Source organism: Fenollaria massiliensis (assembly GCF_000312505.2).
Taxonomy (GTDB): Bacteria; Bacillota; Clostridia; order Tissierellales; family Peptoniphilaceae; genus Fenollaria; species Fenollaria massiliensis.
Genome location: NZ_HG326224.1, coordinates 59,110 through 80,767, shown reverse-complemented (window position 1 = coordinate 80,767; position 21,658 = coordinate 59,110). Strand labels below are relative to the sequence as shown.

The following is a 21,658-nucleotide window of genomic DNA, read 5'->3' as shown; positions in this document are numbered from 1 at the left end:
CGCTTCACATTCTTTCGATTTCTTTTAACAATTCTTCAACTACTTCATTTCTATCAAGTTTTTTAATAACCTTACCCTTTTTAAATAGATAAGCGTATTCTTTGCTCATGCTGATCCCAATATCAGCATTTTTTGATTCACCTGGTCCATTAACAGGACATCCCATAACTGCTACTGTGATATCTTTTTTAATATTTGCTAGTAAAGGTTCAAGCTCTTCAACTATAGGTATGATATTTATCTTAGTTCTAGCACATGTTGGGCAAGAAACAAGATTCACAGAGTCTTTGCGTATGCCTAATGCGTTTAAAATCTTCTTAGCGGCGATAACTTCTTCTAGTGGGTCTGATGTTAGAGAAACACGTATTGTGTCCCCTATACCATCTTTTAAAAGCGTTCCTATGGCTATAGATGATTTAACTATACCAACAGATGGCGATCCAGCTTCTGTTAGTCCCAAATGTAGAGGATAATCGCACATTGATGAAAACATTCTATTTGCATCTATACAAGTATTTACATCGGATGACTTTATAGATACTTTTATATTATAAAAATCAAGCTTATTAAGCATCTCAACTTGCTCAAGTGCTCCATAAACAAGTGACTCTTTATTAACGCCATTATATTTATCTAATATTTTTTTAGAAATAGATCCTGAATTTGCTCCTACTCTTATAGGTAAATTTTTATCTTTGCAAATGTCTACTATTTCTCTAAGCTCTGAGCTTGAATTAAGATTGCCTGGATTTATTCTTATGCAGTCGTAGCCTTCCCTTGCTGCCATTAGAGCAAGTTTATAATCAAATTGTATATCAGCTATCACTGGCACATGAATTTTTTTCTTAATTTCTTTTATAGCCTTAGCATCTTCTTCGTCATTAACAGCCATCCTTATTATATCTAGGCCATTTTCTTCCATTTCTATAGTTTGTTTAACCGTTCTGTCAACGTCTTTCGTATCAGTATTTGTCATTGATTGTATAGTTATAGGAGCATCGCCACCTATAGCTACATCACGAACAAAAATCTTCCTAGTTTTTTTTCTTTCTATCATCTAATCAATCCTTTAATGTCATTATAAGTCACAAATAAGAATAAAAGTATTAGTAATGAAAATCCAACTATATTTACGATATACTCTACTTTTTTATTCGGTTTAATTCCTGTTATCATCTCAAATAAGATAAAAACCGCCTTGCCGCCATCTAATGCTGGGAATGGTAATAGATTAAAGAAAGCAAGGTTTATGCTTATTAGTCCCAATAAAAACATAACTGAGCTAAAACCAACTTTAGCTGCACTTGCTATAGTTTTAATTATGACAACAGGTCCTGAAACTTCATTTTTCTTGACGTTCCCTTTAAAAGCTCTGCCTAAAAAATCAAACATTGATCTAAAGGCGTATCTACATGTATTGATGCTCTCTTTAAAAGCACCAAAAAAGTCATAACGCACCTTAGGCATTATGCCAATCTTTTTATATTCGATAGTTTTCCCGTTATCCTCTATAGTTGCTAGCTCTGGTTTTATTTCTACGTTTATAAGTTTTCCATCTCTTTTCAAAGTAAGTGTATCACTCTCATTTTTAGAATTAATTATCATATTTCTTAATTCTAAAAATAATAATGGCTTTTTACCATTATATGAAATTATCTCATCATTTTCTTGTATACCGGCAATATATGCTGGAGAATTAGCTTCAATTTTATCAATACTTAAGTCAGTGAAGCCACTTTGCATATTCACAATAAGAAAAGCCACTACCGCTAACAGCATATTCATAAAGGCTCCTGCTAGTATAACTACAAGCCTCTTATATGCTTTAGCGTTATCAAAACTTCTTTCGTCAGCGCTGTCTTCATCCTCACCTTCCATGGCACAGTAACCGCCAAGAGGAAAAATTCTAAGTGAATAAAGAGTCTCACCTTTTTGTTTCTTTAATATAGCTGGACCCATGCCAACAGCAAACTCGTTGACCTTGATGCCAGCCCACTTAGCCAAAATAAAATGACCAAACTCGTGAATTGTTACTAAAGTTAAAAATACTAAAAATGCTACTATTATACTCATAAATCAATTGCTCCTTAAAAAAAACAGATTATTACAAAGGGGCATACCAATAAAATGCTATCAAATCTATCCATTATGCCTCCATGTCCTGGGAATATGTATCCGTAGTCCTTAATATTATAATATCTCTTAAGCTTAGAGAAAATTAAATCACCAAATTGAGCAACTATAGGTGCTAAAATTAAACCAATTATATAATAAGGATTGCTTTTTAAATTAAAATAGCTAATATAAAGATATGTTATAGCTAGACTTGTTATGTACGAGCCAACAGAACCCTCAATTGTTTTATTAGGGCTGATTCTTTCTATTAGTTTATGTTTACCAAAGAGTGAGCCAAATACATAAGCAAAGATATCGCTTGATGTAGATATTAAAAATACAAGTATAAGTTTACTTCTATCTGCAATATTATAGAACATTGTAAATGGCATAATTATAAAACATGTAGTAAAAATTAAGCTAATAAAGCTTCTAGACGAAAATTCTTTATCCAAAACACTTATTATTGAAAATAATATAAGCATCAAAACAAAAATATGCATATTTGGCATAAATGATGTGTATATATTAATGTATAGGATGAGATTTAGCATAATAGCTAGAATACATGTAAGTTTTTTTCTTGAGTCTGTCATCATGTGCAAAACTTCATATGAAGCTAACGAAGCAAATAAAAAGATGGCAAATCTATAGATATGATTCATATCATAGATTACAAGGCCTAGTAGTAAAAGCGCCACTACTGTTGTTATTAGTCTTTTATAAAAGCTCTTCATTATATTCCTCCGTATCTTCTATGTCTTCTGGCAAAATTTTCTAATGCTTCAGCAAAATCATCTCTATGAAAGTCTGGCCAAAGTTTATCTGTAAAATAAAGTTCACTGTAAGCTGATTGCATAAGTAAAAAGTTTGATAGTCTCTCTTCTCCACTCGTTCTTATTATTAAATCAGGATCTGGTATATATGAGTTATAAAAATATTCTTTAAGATCTACGTAAGAATTAATTTCTCTTCCATCTTTTTGAGCAAGATTTATAGCTCTAATAATCTCATCTCTCGAACCATAATTTAAGCAGATATTTAGAATAAGTCCTGTGTTTTTTGAAGTTCTCTCTATGGCTCCATCAATAACTTTTTTTGATTCAGGATATATTTCATCTAAATCACCAGATACAACTATTTTAACATTGTTTTTATCAAGTTCGTCTATTTGGCTATTGATATAAATAATTATTAGCTTCATCAAAAAAGATACTTCTTCTTTTGGTCTTTTCCAGTTTTCTTTAGAAAAGGCATATAAAGTAAGATATTTAATACCTGCATCTGAGGCATACCTTACATTTTCTATAACTCTGTTCATACCTTCTTTGTGACCATAAGTTCTTGGCATATTTCTCTTTTTTGCCCATCTGCCATTGCCATCCATAATTATTGCTACGTGATTTGGGATCATAACTATCTCCTTGTAAATAACCCCCCTGTAAAGAGGGGGGTTAATATTTTACACTTCCATTAATTCTGCTTGTTTATCTTTTGTAATTGCATCAATCTTTTCAGTGTATTTATCAGTTAATTTTTGTGCATCATCTTCAAATGTCTTTCTGTCATCTTCACTGATATCTCCATCTTTTTCAGCCTTTTTAATAGAATCCATTAGGTCTCTTCTTAGATTTCTTATAATAATCTTAGTATCTTCACCTTTTTTAGAAACTATCTTAGTTAATTCTTTACGTCTATCCTCTGTTAATTGAGGGAACGGTAAACGAATTAGTTTGCCATCATTTGATGGAGTGATGCCTAAGTCTGACTTTTGAATTTCTTTTTCAATTTCAGGTATTGTAGATGCATCATACGGTTGAATAACAAGTAATCTTGCTTCAGGTGCTGAAACGTTTGCAAGCTGTTGCAATGGAGTCATAACACCATAATAGCTAACCATAAGTTTATCAAGTAATGCTGGGTTAGCTCTACCAGCTCTTACAGAATTAAGATCTTCTTTAAATACTTCTATTGTTTTATTCATCTTCGGTTCATATTCTTGACTAAATCTATCAGGCATATTAATCCTCCTTTACAATAGTTCCTATCTTTTCACCTTCAACAACCCTTACAATATTATCCGGATCATCTATACCAAATACTACAAGAGGTATATTATTATCCATACATAAAGATGTTGCAGTTGCATCCATAATTTTTAAATTCTTACTTAGTATATCAAGATAAGATAGTTTTTCAAACTTTTTAGCATCTTTATTTTGTTTTGGATCGCTGTCATAGATACCATCTACACCTTTCTTAGCTAATAGTATAGCCTCTGCATTGATTTCAGCAGCTCTAAGCGCAGCTGTCGTATCAGTTGAAAAATAAGGGTTTCCAGTTCCTGCAGCAAATATGACAACCATCTTCTTTTCTAGTTGTCTAATTGCTCTTCTTCTTATATATGGCTCGGCAACAGCTCTCATCTCGATAGATGTTTGTACTCTTGTTAGTACATCCATCTTCTCAAGTGCGTCTTGAAGCGCAAGTGCATTCATGACAGTGCCTAGCATGCCCATATAGTCAGATGTTGCTCTTTGTATATTTAATGAGTCTCTTCCTCTCCAGAAGTTTCCTCCGCCTACAACTATACCGACTTCAACACCCATTTCAGTGATAGTCTTTACTCTTTTAGCGATTGACTTAATAACTTCATTATCAATACCAGTCTTTGCACTACCAGCTAAAGCTTCACCACTTAGTTTTAAAACGATCCTTTTAAAAGCCATATATTATTGACCCATTTGTTTTGCTACTTCAGCAGCAAAATCTTCTTCTCTCTTTTCTAAGCCTTCGCCAACTTCGTATCTAACGAAACGTCTAATCTTGATGTTTTCACCAATCTTAGCGATTTTATTTTTTAATAAATCATTTACAGTTATGCTTGGATCTTTGATGAATGGTTGATCTAATAAGCATACTCTTTCATAGAATTTATGCATTCTACCTTCAACCATCTTTTCAGCGATATTTTGAGGTTTTCCTTCGTTTATAGCTTGTTGAATAAGAACTTCTTTTTCTTTATCAATAGCTTCTTGAGGAACATCTTCTTCGCATAGATATTCAGGGTTTGATGCAGCTACTTGCATAGCTATATCTTTTACAAATTCTTTGAATTCATCTGTCTTAGCCACGAAGTCAGTTTCTGAGTTAACTTCAACTAAAACACCAATTCTTCCTGAGTGAATATAAGAAGCAACTAAGCCTTCAGACGCAATTCTTGATGCTTTCTTTTCAGCTGAAGCTAATCCTTTTTCTCTTAAAAGATCTATAGCTTTATCGATGTCGCCATCTGTTTCAACTAAAACCTTCTTGCAGTCCATCATGCCTGCTCCAGTTTTTTCTCTTAATTCCTTAATTAATTGTGCACTTATAGCCATATTTACCTCCTAGTTTTCTTCGTTATTTATTTCTTCTTTTTCTTCTACTTTTTCTTCAGAATGCTCTTGTTTGCCTTGTTTTCCTTCGATAACAGCATTTGCTAGAGTTTCAGTTATTAACTTAACCGCTCTGATAGCGTCATCGTTACCAGGGATAGCTATATCAACTTCATCTGGATCGCAGTTAGTATCAACTAAACCAACAACTGGTATACCAAGAATTTTAGCTTCGTTTATAGCAATCTTTTCTTTCTTAGGGTCTACTACAAATATTAATTGTGGCATTCCGTCCATATCTTTGATACCGTTTAGATATCTAGCTAATTTTTCTCTTTCAGCTCTGATAGTAGCTACTTCTTTCTTAGGTAAAACGCTTAAAGAACCGTCTTCTTCCATCTTGTTGTACTCTTCAAGTTTTTTAATTCTACCCTTGATAGTGTTGTAGTTAGTAAGCATACCGCCTAACCATCTTTGGTTAACGTAATACATATCGCATCTTTTAGCTTCTGATTCGATAGCTTCTTGAGCTTGTTTCTTTGTTCCTACGAATAGAACCTTTCCGCCTTCTTCAACAACATCCTTGATCAATTTGTAAGCTTGTTCAACTTGATCAACTGTTTTTTGTAGGTCGATGATATAGATTCCGTTTCTTTCTGTGAAAATGAATCTAGCCATCTTAGGGTTCCATCTTCTAGTTTGGTGTCCGAAATGAACACCTGCTTCTAATAAGTCTTTCATTGCAATTACTGCCATGTCTTTCTACCTCCAAGTTTTTTTCTTTACACTTCATTCACCTGCCGCCTTAACTAAAGTTTAGCACCTGAGGCGTACATCGTGAAGTGTGCATATTTTTACTAATCAATTATAACATATAAGTTTATAAATTACAAGCATTTTCTATTTATAAAAGATATTTTCTTTTTATTAAAAATTAAAATAGATCTTAGTCATATATAGCTTCGCATCTACAATAAAAAGCGAGGTATATAATATGCCTCGCTCAAATTATTTTATATTTATAAATTTATTTTAACTGCTAAATCTTGATTAGCAACGACGTCTTTTTTATCACTTTTATCAAGAGATTTAACTTGATCCATATTTGTAATTACTATAGGTGTAGTAGTTTCTTTACCTTTAGATTTGATATAATCAATATCAAACTCTATAAGTTTTTGACCTTTTTTAACATGGTCGCCTTCATTGACAAAGCCTTTGAAGCCTTCACCGTTAAGCTCAACTGTATCCATGCCTATGTGAACAAGTATTTCAACATCTTTTGCTTTTAATCCTATAGCGTGTAGTGTATGAAACAATTGAACGACTTCGCAATCAAATGGTGCATATAAAACGCCTTCCTTTGGTTCGATTGCTATGCCATCACCAAGAATTTTTTGTGAAAACACTTGGTCTTTAACTTCTGTTATATCTATAAGCTCTCCCGTGATTGGAGCGTATAGATTAAGTTCTTTTTTCTTTGAAAATAATCCCATATTACACCTCATGAATTTCGTCTAATATAGATCCGTCTCTATATTCACTGTAGCCAATAATTCTATCTTTCTTCTTTATTTCCTTAGGCTCACCCATAAAATTATCTGCAATTGCTTTTAGTTCTTGTATAGTCATAACATTTAAACCGTTTTCTTTAAACTTTTCTATTAAGTCTTGTCTTAATGGATTAACTGCTATACCTCTTTCAGTTACAAGTACGTCTATAGTTGTACCTGGTGTAGCGATTACATCTACTCTGTTTTTAATAACTGGTAGTCTTGATGAGAATAGTTTTGAAACGATAATTGACATCTTTGCTCCAGCTGCTGTGTCTTGGTGACCGCCTGAACCGCCCATTAAGACGCCATCAGCTCCTGTTATAACGTTAACGTTAAAATCAAGGTCAATTTCAGTAGCACCTAATATAACTACATCAAGGTTATCAACAACTGCTGAAACCTCTGGATTACCATATTCAGAACCGCTCATTCTTAAGTGATTAGCATTCTTTTTAATGGATTCAATTGCTTTAAGGTCAAAGCATTGTACATCATAAAGTGATGTGAATAATCCTTCTTCAAGCATATCTGTTAAATATCCTGTTATACCGCCACTTGCAAATGATCCTTTGATATTTTCTTTAATCATGTAATCTCTTAAAAAGTCAGTAACGGCAAGTGAAATTCCGCCCGCGCCACTTTGGTAGCTAAAACCATCTTTAAGTAAGCCAGATGCTTTCATAACCTTAAGTGTATCCTTAGCAATCTTTAATCCTACTGGGTCTTTAGTAACTTTTGTTGTACCAGATACAATACCATTCTTATCGCCGATGCTATCTACTTTTAAGATATAATCAACATAATCTTCAGTAATATCGCTTGGATAATTAGGATAAGATACTATTGTATCTGTAATGGCAATTTTCTTTTTAGCATAAATTGCGTCTGCTATAGCGTATCCCATAGATCCGCAAGACGCTTCGCCATTAACTCCAGAGATATTTCCCATAGGGTCAGATGATGGTGCTGCGATAAAAGCGTAGTCAATCACAACGTTTTTGTCAATTATGCTTCTAGCTCTTCCGCCATGTGATTGCATTAATATTTTGCCTTTTAATTTTCCTTTTGAAATAGCTTTTGCTAAATCACCTGATATATATGAAGTAATTATATTTGTTATAGTGCCATCTTCAAGCAAAGGAATAAGTTCTTTATGAACTGGGAATAAAGATGAAGCAACTAGTGTTATATCTTTGATACCTCTTCTTTGAAGCTCAAGCATCATCATATTTAATACTGCATCACCATTTCTTAAGTGATGGTGTGAAGAAACTGTTATACCGTCTTTTAAATCAAGCTTATCGAATAAATCTTTAATGCTTTCATAAACTTTACTTGGCTTTGCTTCTTTTTTAGGATAATCTTTTTTATCTAATATTTTAATATCATCATTATAAAAGCTCATCATATTCCTCCTTATAATTGCCAGACATCTTTAATGTATTTATTGCTCTTAAAATTATAGGTCTGTCAACCATCTTACCATCAAGCGAGAACGCTCCAAGGCCTTTTTCTTTAGCATCTTTAAGAGCTTCCATAACTCTGACTGCATGATTAACATCCTCTTTGCTTGGAGAGAATATTTCGTTAACTGGGTCAACGTGTCTTGGCGATATTAGCGCTTTACCTGTCATACCCATGGCTTTAGCTTTCTTAGTATCCATAATTAAACCTTCGATATCATCTGTATCTGTCCAAGGAGTGTCAACTGCTTGAAGGCCAAGTGATTTTGCGCATGAAACTATCCTCATTCTTGAGTATTTAATTTCATCTGATTCTTTTGTTCTTTTTGCTCCTAAGTCTAAAGTTAAATCTTCTGCTCCTAATAATACACCTTTAACTCTTTTTGATTTTGCAAGGATATTTCTTGCATCTTCAACGCCTTGAGATGTTTCAATTAAGCAAAATATATCATATTTTTGATTATTTTCATCTAAATATTTTGAAAGTGCTTCAACTGATTCTTGAGATGCTTTAGCAAGCATGATTCCATCAAAATTTAAGCCTTTAAGTGCATCTAGGTCCTTATAAAAATAATCAGTATCAAGAGGATTAACTCTTACATATATATCTGAGCCGCCTTTATCTTCAGATTTAAATGTTTTTAAATATTCTTTAACAAGCTCTCTTGCAGCGTCTTTCTCAGGTAATGATACTGCATCTTCTAAGTCTATAATTATAGCATCTGCACCTAATATGTCAGACGATTGAAGCATGCCTGGATTATTACCTGGCATAAATAACATTGTTCTATAGTTCATTTTGACTCCTTTCGATTGCAGTTCTCATTCTTGCTCTGATAGTGAAGTCTAATGCACCTTTATCGTCAATAACGATGTTTGCCTTAGTAACTCCTTCGTCTTCAAGAACTTCGTTAACAGCCTTCAAAATCATATCACCGTATTGTTCTTTAACTACAGAGTTCAATGTGATATCGAGTTTATCTGAAGGCTCTATCATTATCATCAAATCGTTTGATTCAAGCGAGCCAGCCTTAGCAGCTTTGCTAATTACTCGTTCTTTTCTTTCCATTCTAAATACTCCTTCTTACCTTCTATATATAAATCTTTACCAGTAGGGTCAACTATAACTGTTGCTGGAAATTTTTCTACAGTTATTTCTCTTAAAGCTTCAGCGCCTAAATCTTCATAAGCAATAATCTTAGCAGTTTTTATCCTATCAGCGATTATTGCAGCAGCTCCGCCTATAGCAGCGAAATAACAAGCGCCGTGCTCAACGATTTTAGCCTTAACATTGTCGTCTCTCTTGCCTTTACCTATCATACCCATAACGCCAGCGTCCATCATTTGTGGAGCGTATGGATCCATTCTATAGCTTGTTGTAGGTCCTGCTGAGCCTATGACTCTGCCTGGCTTTGCTGGTGATGGTCCAACATAGTATATACAAGCTCCTTTTGGATCAAAAGGTAATTCTTTTCCTTCGTTAAGTAGTTCTACTAATCTTTTATGAGCAGCATCTCTAGCTGTATATATAGTTCCTGTTATTAATACATTGTCTCCTGCTTTTAAATTTTTAAGTGTTTCTCTTGTAAATGGTGTTTTAATTTCTATAGCCATAATTATATCCCCCTTATAATGAAATAACTTTATGTCTTGCAGCGTGACATTGAATATTAACAGCTACTGGCAAGCCGGCTATGTGAGTTGGATGAGTATTTATAAATACTCTTAGAGCTGTTGTTTTGCCGCCAAAACCTTGAGGACCTATACCTAATTCATTAATTTTTTCAAGTAATTCTTTCTCAAGATCAGCATAGAATGGGTCTTTATTATAATCATCAATATCTCTCATAAGAGATTTTTTTGCCATAATACATGATTTTTCAAAGTCTCCACCAATACCAACACCTACAACTATCGGTGGACATGGGTTTGGTCCAGCAGTTTCAACTGTTTCTAGTATAAATTTCTTAACACCTTCAAGTCCATCAGCAGGTTTAAGCATCTTTTGTTTAGACATATTTTCTGAGCCAAAGCCTTTAGCCGCAAATGATATTTCAAATACATCTCCTTCAACTATTTCATAATGAATTATAGCTGGAGTGTTATCCTTTGTATTGACTCTGTCAATTGGATCTTTAACTACAGATTTTCTTAGGTAACCATCAGTATACGCTTCTCTTACTGCTTGGTTTATAGCATCATTTATAGATCCATCAACATGAACATCTTGACCAATCTTAACAAAGCAAATAACCATACCTGTATCTTGACACATAGGAACGCTATCTCTTTGTGCTAAATTATCATTATCTATAATAGTTGAAATTGTTTCTTTAGCAAGAGGCCACTTTTCTTTATCTCTTAGTTCAACTAGTCTATCCATTACATCTCTTGGCAATACTGAAGCTATCTCCAAAAGTCCTTCTTTCAATTTTTTAGTGATATCACTACTTTTTATTTCTCTCAAAATTTTACCCCCTATGTATAATATGAAAGTAGCAATAAAATTATTGCTACTTTCAATGAAAAATTATTATCTGTTATTAACTAGTGCTACTACTCTGTTCATTTCGTTATTAACGATCATGATACCTTCGTCAACACCCATACCTGGTTTAGCTAATTGTTGGTCAGCTCCTGTAGCCATAGAAATATTTACTAAAACTTCAGCAGATCTGTTAGTTTCGTTGCAAGTACCACCGCAGTATGCGCCTACGTGGTGATCTTTACAGTATTTAACAGCTTCAATAGTGTTATTGATACCGCCTAAGTCTGGAGTCTTGATTTGAATCATGTGTCCAGCTCCATTATCAACGAAGTAAACAACATCTTCATAAGTGTTGCACCATTCGTCAGCAACTAATTCTACATTGATCTTTTCATCATCAAGCTTCTTAGTTAAGTCTCTAAGAACTTCCATTTGTCTAGTTCTTTCACCCATATCCATAGGTCCTTCAATTCTTAGCTTGAATGGTTTAGCTGCTTCTTCTAGAGTCTTTAGATATTCAGCCATCTTATCAACATCGTTATTGAAAGCATCACCTATAGTTCCATAAACGTCGATGTGGAAAATTGGGTTATATGATTCATTATTTCTATGTTCAAGAATTCTATTTCTTAACCAAACAACATATTCTCTTAAAAGTTCACCGTTTTTACCAGTTTTTTCTTCAACGTTATTGAATAGACCGTGTGGTAAAACGTCAGCCTCTTTTATAATCATTTTATCTGCGTTTAGATATCTATCGTCACCTGATTGAGCAAAGATAGGTACTCTCTTAATTTCAACGCCAGTGTTGTATTCTTTTTTAACAACTTCTGCCATAGTTACCTTGTTAGTTTTAGCAACTGCATCAAGTAAAGCTTGTGTAATACCATATCTTATAGCTGTATGAAGTCTCTTGCCATCAACGTGCATGTGGTCAAATTCTTCAGCCATTTCCTTGAAAGTAGTTATTTCCCTACCTTCTAGTTTAGGTGCAATGTTTTTATTGATAAATTCAATAAAATCTTCTGCTAAGAAAAGTGGATCTCTTCCACCTGCTCCTGAGTATTGAACTGCTGCGCAGTCACCTAGTGCAACTTGTCCGTCATCAAGAACTAACATAACTGAGATTGATTCTCCAGCTTGTCTGATTGATCTAAAACCTGGAGTTACAGGATCTCCTAAATAGAACATTCCATCATGTTTTGCACCTAATTTGATAGCCTTTTGGTCATCAAAGTAAAAACCTGTCTTACCTGCTGAACAGATAACTTTTTTGATTTTCATAATCGCATCTCCTTTAATATATTAATTATTTTTTTGGTCTACCAATTAATCTACCGAAGCCAACAGCAAATATATCGTCAGTTGTCATGTCAAAGCTTACTGGACGTCCTTCGAATTTTGCTCTTTCTTCAAGTTTTTCTCTATTGATATCAAGTATATCTTTTGTGAATGGTAAATTGCCTGTAAATAAATATCTAACAGCACCGTTATTATCTCTTGCTGGCATCATCTTACCTGCATTGTATTTTGATGGAGCAAACGGTACGTCCATAACTCCTTGTGCAAAGCCTTCTACAGTACCAACTGCTAAGTCACCCTTACCTAATTCGAATAATTTTTCTATGATACATCTTGTTTCAGCTTTAATTAATTCGATTTCAGCTCTTAATTCTTTTCCTTCTGGAAGCAATTGTCCTTCAGTCATGTTTAGGACCATCTTAGTAGCTCTGATACCTTCTGCGTTTGCTTCCTTAGTAGGAATACCAATAGCTTCGTGTGGTGTCTTAACAATAACTTTTGTAGCTCCTGCTAATGAACCAGTCGCTGCACCCCAAGAAATAACTCCAAATGCCTTGGCTTCGTCTTGAGGGAAGCCTCCCATCCATTGGTGGAAAACTGTTGTTATCAATACATCATCATATCCAAATTTCTTTAAGTATTCATTTACTTGTTCTTCAAGTGATCTAATAGCAGCAACGTCTTGAATTAAGTTACCGCATTGACCGTAACCAACTGTTATATTCTTAACGCCTTGTTCAGCTGCAAGCAATGCTTCAACTATAGCAACAGCGTTTGATGTTGATGGTGGGCAAAGTGTACCAGTTAATGGTCCGAATGGCTCTCTGTTGATATGAACACCATTTTCTTCATAAAAGCCAACTAATCTGTCGCAATATTGCCAATCATGTAAACATCTATCTATTGGTACTGATTTTGCATAAGGAACGTTATAGCTTATAGCGCCGCCTTCATTTGAAGTATATCCGCCAGCATGAATTATTTCAGATAATAATCTTGAGTCTGGTGTACCGTGTCTTGCTTGAAGCGGTTTAGAAACTGCATTATAAACCATTCTACAGCCTTTAACGCCGTGGTTAACAGCTGGGAATCCATTTAATAATGATCTTCCTGCTTTTAATGATTCTTTAATACCAACTTCACATTCATCGTATCTATTTTGTCTTGTATATGAGTCTATTGTTGATGGAAGTAAATCTGCTCCTCCTTGATCTGTTAAAAATGTTAACAATTCAATGTGAGCATCGATTAGTGCAACACCTGCTCTTGGTTGAGCAAGAGTTTTTCCTTCTCTTTTTGCTTTTGCCATTACATCAGCAAAATTCTTTTCTTCAGGAATTTTTTTCAAAAAGTCAATTGCTTCTTGTGAATCAACTTCAGCTCCTGTGGGCCATTGTTTAAGAACTTTTTCGCGCTCCGTGAAAAATTCTTCATCAGTCCATCTTTTATTTTGTACTTTCATAGCTTCCCCCTATATAACTATATATTTCTTCATCATTCTAACTGCCATGTTTTTGTCAACCATAGTTAATAGACCCATTGCAGATAGAATATATCTTTTATCTACTGAAAATTCAGGATATCTTGGTTTTAATGAGTTTAAATCTTCGTTGTCATATAAACCAGCTTTTAATATTTCTTGTGGATGTTCTGAATTTACAAGTATTCCTCCAGTGCCTATCATTAGGTGAAGCTCTGTTAAATCTTTACCTATTTGTTGATACATTGTTCCTAGAGGTGAATATACTGCTTCTACATAGCCGCAGTGCCTTTTCATTGATATATCGACACAAATCTTTGCCATCATTTCATCGAATTTTATTTCTTTTTCATCCGTGAAAACTAAATCAGTATGATTGTATCTCTTTTTAAATTCATCTTCTACATCATACTCACTAACATCTAAGTACTTCTTGATCATTCTTAATCCAGATGCTTCATATACGCTTTCAGATGAATATCTCATTCCTAAGTCGCCCTCAACAGTTCTCTTTGAAAGTGGTTCTTCCAAACCTCTGTAGATTACTCCTGGTTTAGAAGGTGCTCCATCGGCTATTGAGTGAATATCTGTTGTTGCTCCACCTATGTCAACTACGACTAAGTCACCAACGCCATCTTCATCAGGTGTGCCTAAGCTAAGCGCTTCTGCAGCCTTTAAAACGGCTTGTGGTGTTGGCATTAGTATGCCTGAAATATCATCTTCAATGTGAGTCATGCCTTTGGCTTTAGTGATTCTTTCCATAAATATATCTCTGATTGTTTCTCTGGCAGGATTAACGTTGATTTCATTTAGTTTTGGCATAACATTTTCAGTAAGTCTATACTCAACTTTATCTTTAAACACTTTTTCGATATCGTCGTAGCTACTCTTGTTACCTGCAACTACAACTGGCTTTGTGATGCCAAAATCAGCTATCATTTGTGCGTTGTGAAGAATTACTTCAGTGTTGCCTCCATCTGTTCCGCCTGCTAATAGAATCATATCAGCGTTAGAATCTCTAAGCTCTTCAGCCTCATGATTGTTCATCTTATATGAATATGTCTTAATAACTCTAGCTCCTGCTCCTAAGGCTGCTCTCTTTGCTGCTTCTGCAGTTAAATCAGGCACTAAGCCTATGGCTGCTATCTTTAAGCCTCCAGCTGCAGATGAACATGCAAGTTTCTTGATTATGTCAATTTCCCCTGTTACTTGTGACATCAATTCCTTATAAGCGTTGTGATATCCTTCAGCTACATCAGTTTCAACTGTTGTGTAGCTTTTTGCTGTTGCAATTATTTCTTCTTTTTCGATATCTATTAGAGTTAATTTTGTAAATGTGCTTCCAAAATCAATAAAAAGATATGCTTTCATTTAATTAATTCCTAAGTCTTTTTTCATGTCTGCTATTGTAATTTCAGGACTTGTTCCTGGTGGATAAACCCTGTTAAAGCCCATATCTTTAAATCTTGGCTCAACTTCTTCCCACTTTTGCTTACCAACAACGATGTTGCCGCCAACATATAGCGGAATGTCTTTAAGACCTGCTTCATCGCACGCTTCTCTCATGCCCTTGCAGTCAATTTCTCCTTGACCATATAGAGATGATACACAGATAAGGTCAGCATTAGTTTCAACTGCTGCGTTGATGAAGTCTTCTTGAGGTGATAAAACACCAATGTTAACTACATTAAATCCAGCGTTTGTAAAAGCATGGTCCAATATAGTTAAACCAACTGCGTGACAATCTGATCCGATTACCCCTAGGACGATTGTCTTACCATTTTTTTCTTTCATAGTACTCCTCCTATTCAAATAGTATACTCATTTTATCATAAGTACAGAGATTTTTAAAGAGTAAAAACTAATTTTGAAGGCCTTAAAATCGTCAATGAATAAAAATAATGTTACTTTTCAAAATATGTCATTAAGGTAATAAAAATATGAATATTTTTAATATTTTTGCAATTTTGAAAATATTACTTGCAAAATAAAATATTAAATTTTTGTCATATTTATCTAAATGCTTTTATTACCCTCTTTAAATATTCTTCATCTGCTAAATAATATGTTCCTTCTTCTTCGTTTGGATTAGTTCCAAAGAAAAGTTTTTTGTTTGCAAGTGTTGATTTGTCGATACAAGCCTTATTTGATGATATGTGAAGCTGATTTACTAATAAATTTTCTTTTATAAAATCAATATTATTCTCCCTTACTCCACCAGTAATAAATTCAAGCTTATCATGATACTTTTCATACAATTCATTTATTATTTTATATGTGTCAGTGATTTTGTTATCTCCGCCCTTTGTTAGTACGCGTTTAAATCCCATATCTATAAGTTTTTTACAATTGCCATCTAGGTCTGGGTCTATATCAAAGGCTCTATGAAAAACATTGTCCATGCCTTCGCAGTACTTTAGTAGATATTCATTTGCTTTCATATTGATACTTCCATCGTCATTTAAGCATCCAAAAACAAAGCCTTGTACACCTAATTCTTTTAGAGCTATGATATCTTCTTTCATTACATCAAGGTCATATTTCGAGTATGAAAAGCCAGCTTGTCTTGGTCTTATCATGGCAACGAAAGGTACTTCTAGCTCATTTAAAACTTTTTTACACAAACCATACGATGGTGTTATTCCGCCTAAAACAGTTGATGCGATTAATTCAACTCTATCGGCTCCCGCTATTTGCGCTATGAGTGTTGATTCAAATGAATCAGAACAAATTTCTAGAGTATATTTCATAATTATCCCTCCAATTTGATTATATTACTTGTATTATATCATAAATTGTCGTATAATATGATAATTATTGATTATTAGAAATAAATATAGTATAATATCTGAAAGGGGAAGTAATAAATTTAAAGGTGAGGTATATGGAAAAGAATTATTTAGAATTTACAGCAAAGGACAAGAAGAAAATTAAGTATTTAGAATGGAAAGCTGAAAACCCTGAATTTTGTGTAGAGATTGTTCATGGTATGCACGACCATGCTATGAGATATGATGAGTTTGCTAGATTTTTACAAGCTAATGGCATTTCGTCATACGCTCTTGATCTAAGAGGTCATGGAATGACAGCCGCTGACAAAGAACACTTAGGTCTAGCGCCTGAAAATAATGCTTGGATGAAGATGGTCGACGATATTGACGTACTTAGTTCAATCATTAAAAAAGAAAATCCAGATAAGAAGATTGCTCTTCTTGGTCACTCTATGGGCTCAATACTTGCAAGGACTTATGCTTATAAATATGGCGATCAAATTGACAAGATGATACTTCTATCTAGCGTTAAAACACCGGTATTTTTAAATCAATTGTTTAAGGTATTTTTAAAAGTTGTTATAGCTAAGGAAGGCTATGATGCCAAAAATGATTCACTTAATCAAAAATCATTTGACTTTTTAAGTAAAAATGTTGGAGAAAATATTTTAACATCTGATCCTGTAGAAGCAGAAAAGTTCTTAAATGATGAATATTGTATGCTTAAGTATAGTAACGGTTTTTTCCAAATGCTTATTCACGGTGTTGATAAAGCTTGTAGTAGAGATAATCTTGACTATATTCCAAAGAACTTACCTATATATTTATTCTCTGGAAAAAAAGATCAACTATCAAATTTCGAACAAGGTATTAAACAAATATATGGCCTATTTAGAAGTATTGGTATAGAAAATTTGGAACTGATCGAATACGATGATTTAAAACACGACCTGCTTCACGAAATAAATAAAGAAAAAGTATATCAAGACATATTAAAAGCTCTTCTTGCTTAAGAAGAGCTTTTGTTTTTTTATTTCATTTTATCTATATCTACTAGAAGCATAGCGAAGTCATCTCTTTGATCACCAAATGAGTATTGAAGCACGGCTATGTCTATCGCCTTAAGAAGTTTATTTGGTTTACTTAGTATTGTTTTTATAAGTCTATCTAAGCCAAATTCTTCTCCGTGAACGTTTTTGCTCTCGACTATACCGTCTGTATATAAGAATAATTTATCACCTGCTCTTAGAGCAGTTTTTTTAACTTCATAGTTGTTTCCTAAATCAACGCTTAAAATAGGCCTACCCTTTGCTTCTAAGACAGATATCTTATTATCATTAAATATTATAGGCATTGAATTATGGCCAGCGTTTGCATAAACAAATTCTTCAGTCTTTGCGTAATAAACTCCATAAAATAGTGTGATGTATCTATCGCTTTGCAAATTTAATTCCAAAAATTTATCACTAATATATTTTAAAGCTAGTTCTGGCTCATAATTATCTTTATTTAAATTTCTTACAGTTTGTCTTATAAACATAGTAAGCATTGAAGCAGCAATACCATGACCAGCAACATCCGCAATATAAATTACATAAGTGTCCTTCTCTACCTCAAATATATCAAACATATCGCCAGAGAGTGTTTCAGTAGCTTCATATAAGTAATCTATAGCGATATTTTTATACTTTGCTTTAACAGGAAGTATACTCTTTTGAATTCTTTTAGTAATTTCCATGTCGTGAAAAACATTTTCATTGCTTTGAATAAGTTGAAGCTCAAGAACCCTTTCTCTAGTTACATCTCTAAATACTTCAACTATGGCAATGGGGTTCATCTTGTCGTCATATATTGGCGAGCATTTCACCTGATAATAATTTTCACCAATATTTAGCTCCTTTTGTATTATTTCATTCTTTTCAATAGCGCTAGCAGTTTCACTGGTATCAAGCTTTAAAAAATCATCTAAATCGTCTGTATTGCTACCAGTTGGATCATAGCCTACAGCATCTTTGAGAGCTTGATTTGCATAAAGAATCTTGCCATTAATATTAACTACCTTAACCCAATCAGCCATGGCATCAAGGACTTCAACTGAAAGTATTTTATCTAAAATTTCATCTTTTCTTTCTAGTTTCACAGTATCAACTCCTATTTGTCTGGCTTCTTGCCATAAAATTGGTAATAATAAGTTTTCAAACTTCCGTTGTAAAGCTTTCTGTTCTTGTCAGCCTTTCTCGCAAAATCCCTCGCTATCTGTTCATAAGATGTTAAAACATATATGGACCATGTATCTAAATTTTTAATCTTTTTACCAAAATCAGTATAAAGAGACCTTAGATTATCTTCTTCAAGACGCTTGCCATAAGGCGGATTAGTAATCATTACACCATAATTATTTTTAATATCTACATCTCTAAAATCTTTTACAAAAAATCGTATGTCGTCACTTAGCCCAAGATTTTCAAGATTATGTTTAGCTATGGCAATGGATTTGTGTGAGATATCACTCGCATCAATGTAAACCTTTGATTTGTAATCAATTTTTTCCATCGCTTCCATCCTAGCTTTTTTATATAAATCACTGTTTAAAAATTTAAAGTTCATGCTATCAAAGTCTCTATCAAGTCCAGGAGCTATGTTTCTTGCAATAAGAAGTGCTTCTATAGGTATGGTTCCTGAACCGCAAAATGGATCAAAGAAAGGTCTATCCTTTTTATAAAAAGATAATTTTACAAGTGCTGCCGCCATAGTCTCCTTTAGCGGAGCGACTACTTGTTTATCTCTATATCCTCTCTTGTGGAGACTATCCCCCGATGTATCAAGAGTTATGCTTGCAATATCATTTAAAAGAGATATTTCAAGTCTGTGTCTATGTGATGATTTTGAGAATCTACTTATATCATGCTTCATTTGAAGTTTTTTAATAATAGCCTTCTCAGTAATTCTTTGACAGTCAGATATTGAGAATAGTTTTGATTTATGAGATCTACCCTCAACAATAAAATTAGAATCGTCATCTAAAATATCGTTCCATGGAAGTTCATATATGCCATCAAAAAGCTCTTCAAAGCTCTCAGCCTTGAAGCTCTTTAAGTTTATAAGTACCCTGTCAGCACATCTAAGATTAATGTTTGCTCTTGCTATATCAATCGCATCACCATTAAAATAGATATGACCGTTATCAGTCTTAGTTACTTCTAAACCTAAATCATTAAGTTCTCTCTTTACTATGGCCTCAAGGCCAAATGAACTTGTTGCAATTAATTCGTACATAATATCACTTCCTACATAATTATAACACATATTAGCTTATTAAACAATGAATATATTTTGAATAATTTTAAATAAGTGTGTATTAAAAATAATCTTTGGGTATATATGTTTCACAAGGGGGTTGATAAAATGAAATTATCAGAATTAATTAAAAGCGCTGACTGGAAGAGCGAAAAACACGTTCCAGTTATACACGTTGCAAAGGAAGCAGACGATATAAAGGTTTGCGTAAGCGTTGGAGATGAGATTGCTCATCCAAATACACTTGAACACCACATAGCATGGATGAAGTTATTCTTCGTTCCAGAAGGAAAACAAATTCCAGTTGAAGTAGCTAGCTATGTTGCATCAGCTCACGGAGAATCAGATCTATTTACAGAACCTTCTATGAGCGTTAAATTAAAAGCAAACGTTAAAGGCACTCTACTTGCACTAAGCTATTGCAATATCCATGGTTTATGGGAAAACACAGAAGAAGTTTAATTTGACTTTTAAAGGATGGGATTATTGCCCATCTTTTTTCATGTCTTTTTCATGCTTTTAGATTGACAAATTATTTATAAATATGTTATAATCAAGGCAATTTAAAGGAGTGATTATATGAACGTTTTTGACGTATTAAAAGAAAGAGGTTACATCGATAACTGTAATTACGAAAATGAATTAAGAGAATTATTAGATAAAGAGAAGATAACATTCTATACTGGCTATGATGCAACTGCAAACTCACTAACTGTAGGTCACTACATTACTCTTATGGTTATGAAACACTTACAAGCAGCTGGTCACAGAGCTATCTGTCTTACTGGTGGCGCTACAACTATGATTGGTGACCCATCTGGTAAGCAAGATATGAGAAAACTTCTTACAGAAGAAACAATCAATGAAAACGCTAGAATCTTCGTTGAACAATTATCAAGATTCATTGATTTTAAAGATGGTAAAGCATTGCACGTTGACAATAAAGAGTGGCTTCGCGATGTAAAGTACCTTGATTTTATGAGAACTATAGGCGTTAACTTCAATGTTTCTAAGATGCTAGCTTATGATTGTTATAAGAACAGAATTTCTTCTGGTTTAACTTTCTTTGAGATGGGCTACATGTTAATGCAAGCTTATGACTTCGTTGAGCTATATAGAAAATATGGATGTATCCTACAAGTTGGTGGATCAGACCAATGGGCTAACATGCTTGAAGGAACTGAGCTAATAAACAAACTTGAAGGTAAACAAGCTTATGTAATGACTTTAAAGCTATTAACTAATGCTGATGGTGTTAAGATGGGTAAAACTGTTTCTGGCGCTGTTTGGCTTGATAGAGAAAAAACTACTCCTTACGAATTATTCCAGTACTTCAGAAATGTTGATGACAGAGACGTTATTAAATTCTTAAAGCTTCTAACTATGCTTCCTATGGAAGAGATAAATGAATTAGCAAAACTAAAAGATAACGAAATTAATAAAGCAAAAGAAATACTTGCATACGAAATTACTAAAGACGTTCACAGTAAAGAAGATGCGGACAAAGCACTTGAGGCAAGCCGTGCATTATTCAGTGGATCAGCAGATTCAGAAAATATTCCAAGCACTACTATGGATAAAAAACTTTTTGAAGATGGTATTGGTCTGCTAAACTTATTAAAAGAGCTTAACTTAACAAAGTCAAACTCAGAAGCAAGACAGCTTATTTCACAAGGCGGTATACTTCTTAATGGTGAAAAAGAAAGTGATGCTTCAAAAGTAATTACGCTAGATGACTTTAAAGATGGCGAACTACTAATTAAAAAAGGTAAAAAAGTATTTCATAAGGTTATTTATTAAATAATAAAT

The 21,658-nt window shown here is 33.6% G+C and carries 24 protein-coding genes; 3 read left to right on the top strand and 21 right to left on the bottom strand.

What is annotated here, in order from left to right; genetic code table 11:
* Positions 1 to 4: 4 nt before the first annotated feature.
* The 19 genes from ispG to BN30_RS08530 form a co-directional block, all read right to left on the bottom strand.
* A complete protein-coding gene (gene ispG, locus BN30_RS00435; protein WP_341348915.1) occupies positions 5 to 1,054 on the bottom strand; it encodes a flavodoxin-dependent (E)-4-hydroxy-3-methylbut-2-enyl-diphosphate synthase in 1,050 nt (349 codons plus the stop codon).
* A complete protein-coding gene (locus tag BN30_RS00430; RefSeq protein WP_019213554.1) occupies positions 1,054 to 2,073 on the bottom strand; it encodes a M50 family metallopeptidase in 1,020 nt (339 codons plus the stop codon). Before BN30_RS00430 ends, ispG begins: the two co-directional genes overlap by 1 nt.
* Before the next feature lie 14 nt (positions 2,074 to 2,087).
* Positions 2,088 to 2,852, bottom strand: coding sequence for a phosphatidate cytidylyltransferase (locus tag BN30_RS08535; protein WP_019213553.1), 765 nt, complete (start codon positions 2,850 to 2,852; stop codon positions 2,088 to 2,090).
* The gene (locus BN30_RS00420) at positions 2,852 to 3,529 is read right to left on the bottom strand and encodes an isoprenyl transferase (RefSeq protein WP_019213552.1); all 678 of its coding nucleotides are present in this window, start codon (positions 3,527 to 3,529) and stop codon (positions 2,852 to 2,854) included. Before BN30_RS00420 ends, BN30_RS08535 begins: the two co-directional genes overlap by 1 nt.
* A 48-nt stretch (positions 3,530 to 3,577) precedes the next feature.
* A complete protein-coding gene (gene frr, locus BN30_RS00415; protein ID WP_019213551.1) occupies positions 3,578 to 4,135 on the bottom strand; it encodes a ribosome recycling factor in 558 nt (185 codons plus the stop codon).
* Position 4,136: 1 nt separating this feature from the next.
* The gene (gene pyrH / locus BN30_RS00410; RefSeq protein ID WP_019213550.1) at positions 4,137 to 4,844 is read right to left on the bottom strand and encodes a UMP kinase; all 708 of its coding nucleotides are present in this window, start codon (positions 4,842 to 4,844) and stop codon (positions 4,137 to 4,139) included.
* A 3-nt stretch (positions 4,845 to 4,847) separates the two neighbouring features.
* Positions 4,848 to 5,495, bottom strand: coding sequence for a translation elongation factor Ts (gene tsf / locus BN30_RS00405; protein ID WP_019213549.1), 648 nt, complete (start codon positions 5,493 to 5,495; stop codon positions 4,848 to 4,850).
* Positions 5,496 to 5,504: 9 nt separating this feature from the next.
* Positions 5,505 to 6,248 carry a 30S ribosomal protein S2 gene (gene rpsB, locus BN30_RS00400; protein WP_019213548.1) on the bottom strand — a complete coding sequence of 248 codons (744 nt, stop codon included), beginning with the start codon at positions 6,246 to 6,248 and terminating at the stop codon, positions 5,505 to 5,507.
* 263 nt (positions 6,249 to 6,511) lie between these two features.
* Entirely contained in the window at positions 6,512 to 6,988 is a 477-nt protein-coding gene (locus tag BN30_RS00395) for a PTS sugar transporter subunit IIA (RefSeq protein WP_019213547.1), read from the bottom strand.
* Position 6,989: 1 nt separating this feature from the next.
* Positions 6,990 to 8,453, bottom strand: coding sequence for a citrate lyase subunit alpha (gene citF / locus BN30_RS00390; protein ID WP_019213546.1), 1,464 nt, complete (start codon positions 8,451 to 8,453; stop codon positions 6,990 to 6,992).
* Complete coding sequence (locus tag BN30_RS00385) at positions 8,440 to 9,309, bottom strand: HpcH/HpaI aldolase/citrate lyase family protein (RefSeq protein ID WP_019213545.1); 870 nt, start codon at positions 9,307 to 9,309, stop codon at positions 8,440 to 8,442. The genes citF and BN30_RS00385 overlap by 14 nt, the downstream gene beginning before the upstream one ends.
* A complete protein-coding gene (gene citD, locus BN30_RS00380) occupies positions 9,299 to 9,580 on the bottom strand; it encodes a citrate lyase acyl carrier protein (RefSeq protein WP_019213544.1) in 282 nt (93 codons plus the stop codon). Before citD ends, BN30_RS00385 begins: the two co-directional genes overlap by 11 nt.
* On the bottom strand, positions 9,559 to 10,125 hold the full coding sequence (locus BN30_RS00375; protein ID WP_019213543.1) for a Fe-S-containing hydro-lyase: 567 nt from the start codon (positions 10,123 to 10,125) through the stop codon (positions 9,559 to 9,561). Before BN30_RS00375 ends, citD begins: the two co-directional genes overlap by 22 nt.
* Before the next feature lie 13 nt (positions 10,126 to 10,138).
* Positions 10,139 to 10,978: a fumarate hydratase gene (locus BN30_RS00370; protein WP_019213542.1), complete on the bottom strand. Its 840-nt coding sequence runs from the start codon at positions 10,976 to 10,978 to the stop codon at positions 10,139 to 10,141.
* A 66-nt stretch (positions 10,979 to 11,044) separates the two neighbouring features.
* Positions 11,045 to 12,283, bottom strand: coding sequence for a methylaspartate ammonia-lyase (locus tag BN30_RS00365; RefSeq protein WP_019213541.1), 1,239 nt, complete (start codon positions 12,281 to 12,283; stop codon positions 11,045 to 11,047).
* A gap of 25 nt (positions 12,284 to 12,308) precedes the next feature.
* Positions 12,309 to 13,763 (bottom strand): methylaspartate mutase subunit E, encoded by a 1,455-nt coding sequence (locus BN30_RS00360; RefSeq protein WP_019213540.1) that lies wholly within the window; start codon positions 13,761 to 13,763, stop codon positions 12,309 to 12,311.
* Between the two features lie 9 nt (positions 13,764 to 13,772).
* Positions 13,773 to 15,152: a methylaspartate mutase accessory protein GlmL gene (gene glmL, locus BN30_RS00355; RefSeq protein WP_019213539.1), complete on the bottom strand. Its 1,380-nt coding sequence runs from the start codon at positions 15,150 to 15,152 to the stop codon at positions 13,773 to 13,775.
* A complete protein-coding gene (glmS, locus tag BN30_RS00350) occupies positions 15,153 to 15,575 on the bottom strand; it encodes a methylaspartate mutase subunit S (RefSeq protein WP_019213538.1) in 423 nt (140 codons plus the stop codon).
* A gap of 218 nt (positions 15,576 to 15,793) precedes the next feature.
* The gene (locus BN30_RS08530) at positions 15,794 to 16,531 is read right to left on the bottom strand and encodes a copper homeostasis protein CutC (protein WP_019213537.1); all 738 of its coding nucleotides are present in this window, start codon (positions 16,529 to 16,531) and stop codon (positions 15,794 to 15,796) included.
* A gap of 134 nt (positions 16,532 to 16,665) precedes the next feature.
* On the opposite strand from BN30_RS08530, the gene BN30_RS00340 reads away from it, so the two are divergent.
* On the top strand, positions 16,666 to 17,565 hold the full coding sequence (locus tag BN30_RS00340; RefSeq protein WP_019213536.1) for an alpha/beta fold hydrolase: 900 nt from the start codon (positions 16,666 to 16,668) through the stop codon (positions 17,563 to 17,565).
* Between the two features lie 17 nt (positions 17,566 to 17,582).
* On the opposite strand, the gene BN30_RS00335 is transcribed toward BN30_RS00340, so the two are convergent.
* Together BN30_RS00335 and BN30_RS00330 are read right to left on the bottom strand one after the other, a co-directional pair.
* Positions 17,583 to 18,692 (bottom strand): SpoIIE family protein phosphatase, encoded by a 1,110-nt coding sequence (locus tag BN30_RS00335; protein ID WP_019213535.1) that lies wholly within the window; start codon positions 18,690 to 18,692, stop codon positions 17,583 to 17,585.
* A gap of 11 nt (positions 18,693 to 18,703) precedes the next feature.
* Positions 18,704 to 19,828 carry a THUMP domain-containing class I SAM-dependent RNA methyltransferase gene (locus tag BN30_RS00330; RefSeq protein WP_019213534.1) on the bottom strand — a complete coding sequence of 375 codons (1,125 nt, stop codon included), beginning with the start codon at positions 19,826 to 19,828 and terminating at the stop codon, positions 18,704 to 18,706.
* A gap of 129 nt (positions 19,829 to 19,957) precedes the next feature.
* Between BN30_RS00330 and BN30_RS00325 the strand changes: the two genes are divergently transcribed.
* Positions 19,958 to 20,311, top strand: coding sequence for a class II SORL domain-containing protein (locus BN30_RS00325; RefSeq protein ID WP_019213533.1), 354 nt, complete (start codon positions 19,958 to 19,960; stop codon positions 20,309 to 20,311).
* A 117-nt stretch (positions 20,312 to 20,428) separates the two neighbouring features.
* On the top strand, positions 20,429 to 21,649 hold the full coding sequence (tyrS, locus tag BN30_RS00320) for a tyrosine--tRNA ligase (protein WP_019213532.1): 1,221 nt from the start codon (positions 20,429 to 20,431) through the stop codon (positions 21,647 to 21,649).
* Positions 21,650 to 21,658: the final 9 nt, after the last annotated feature.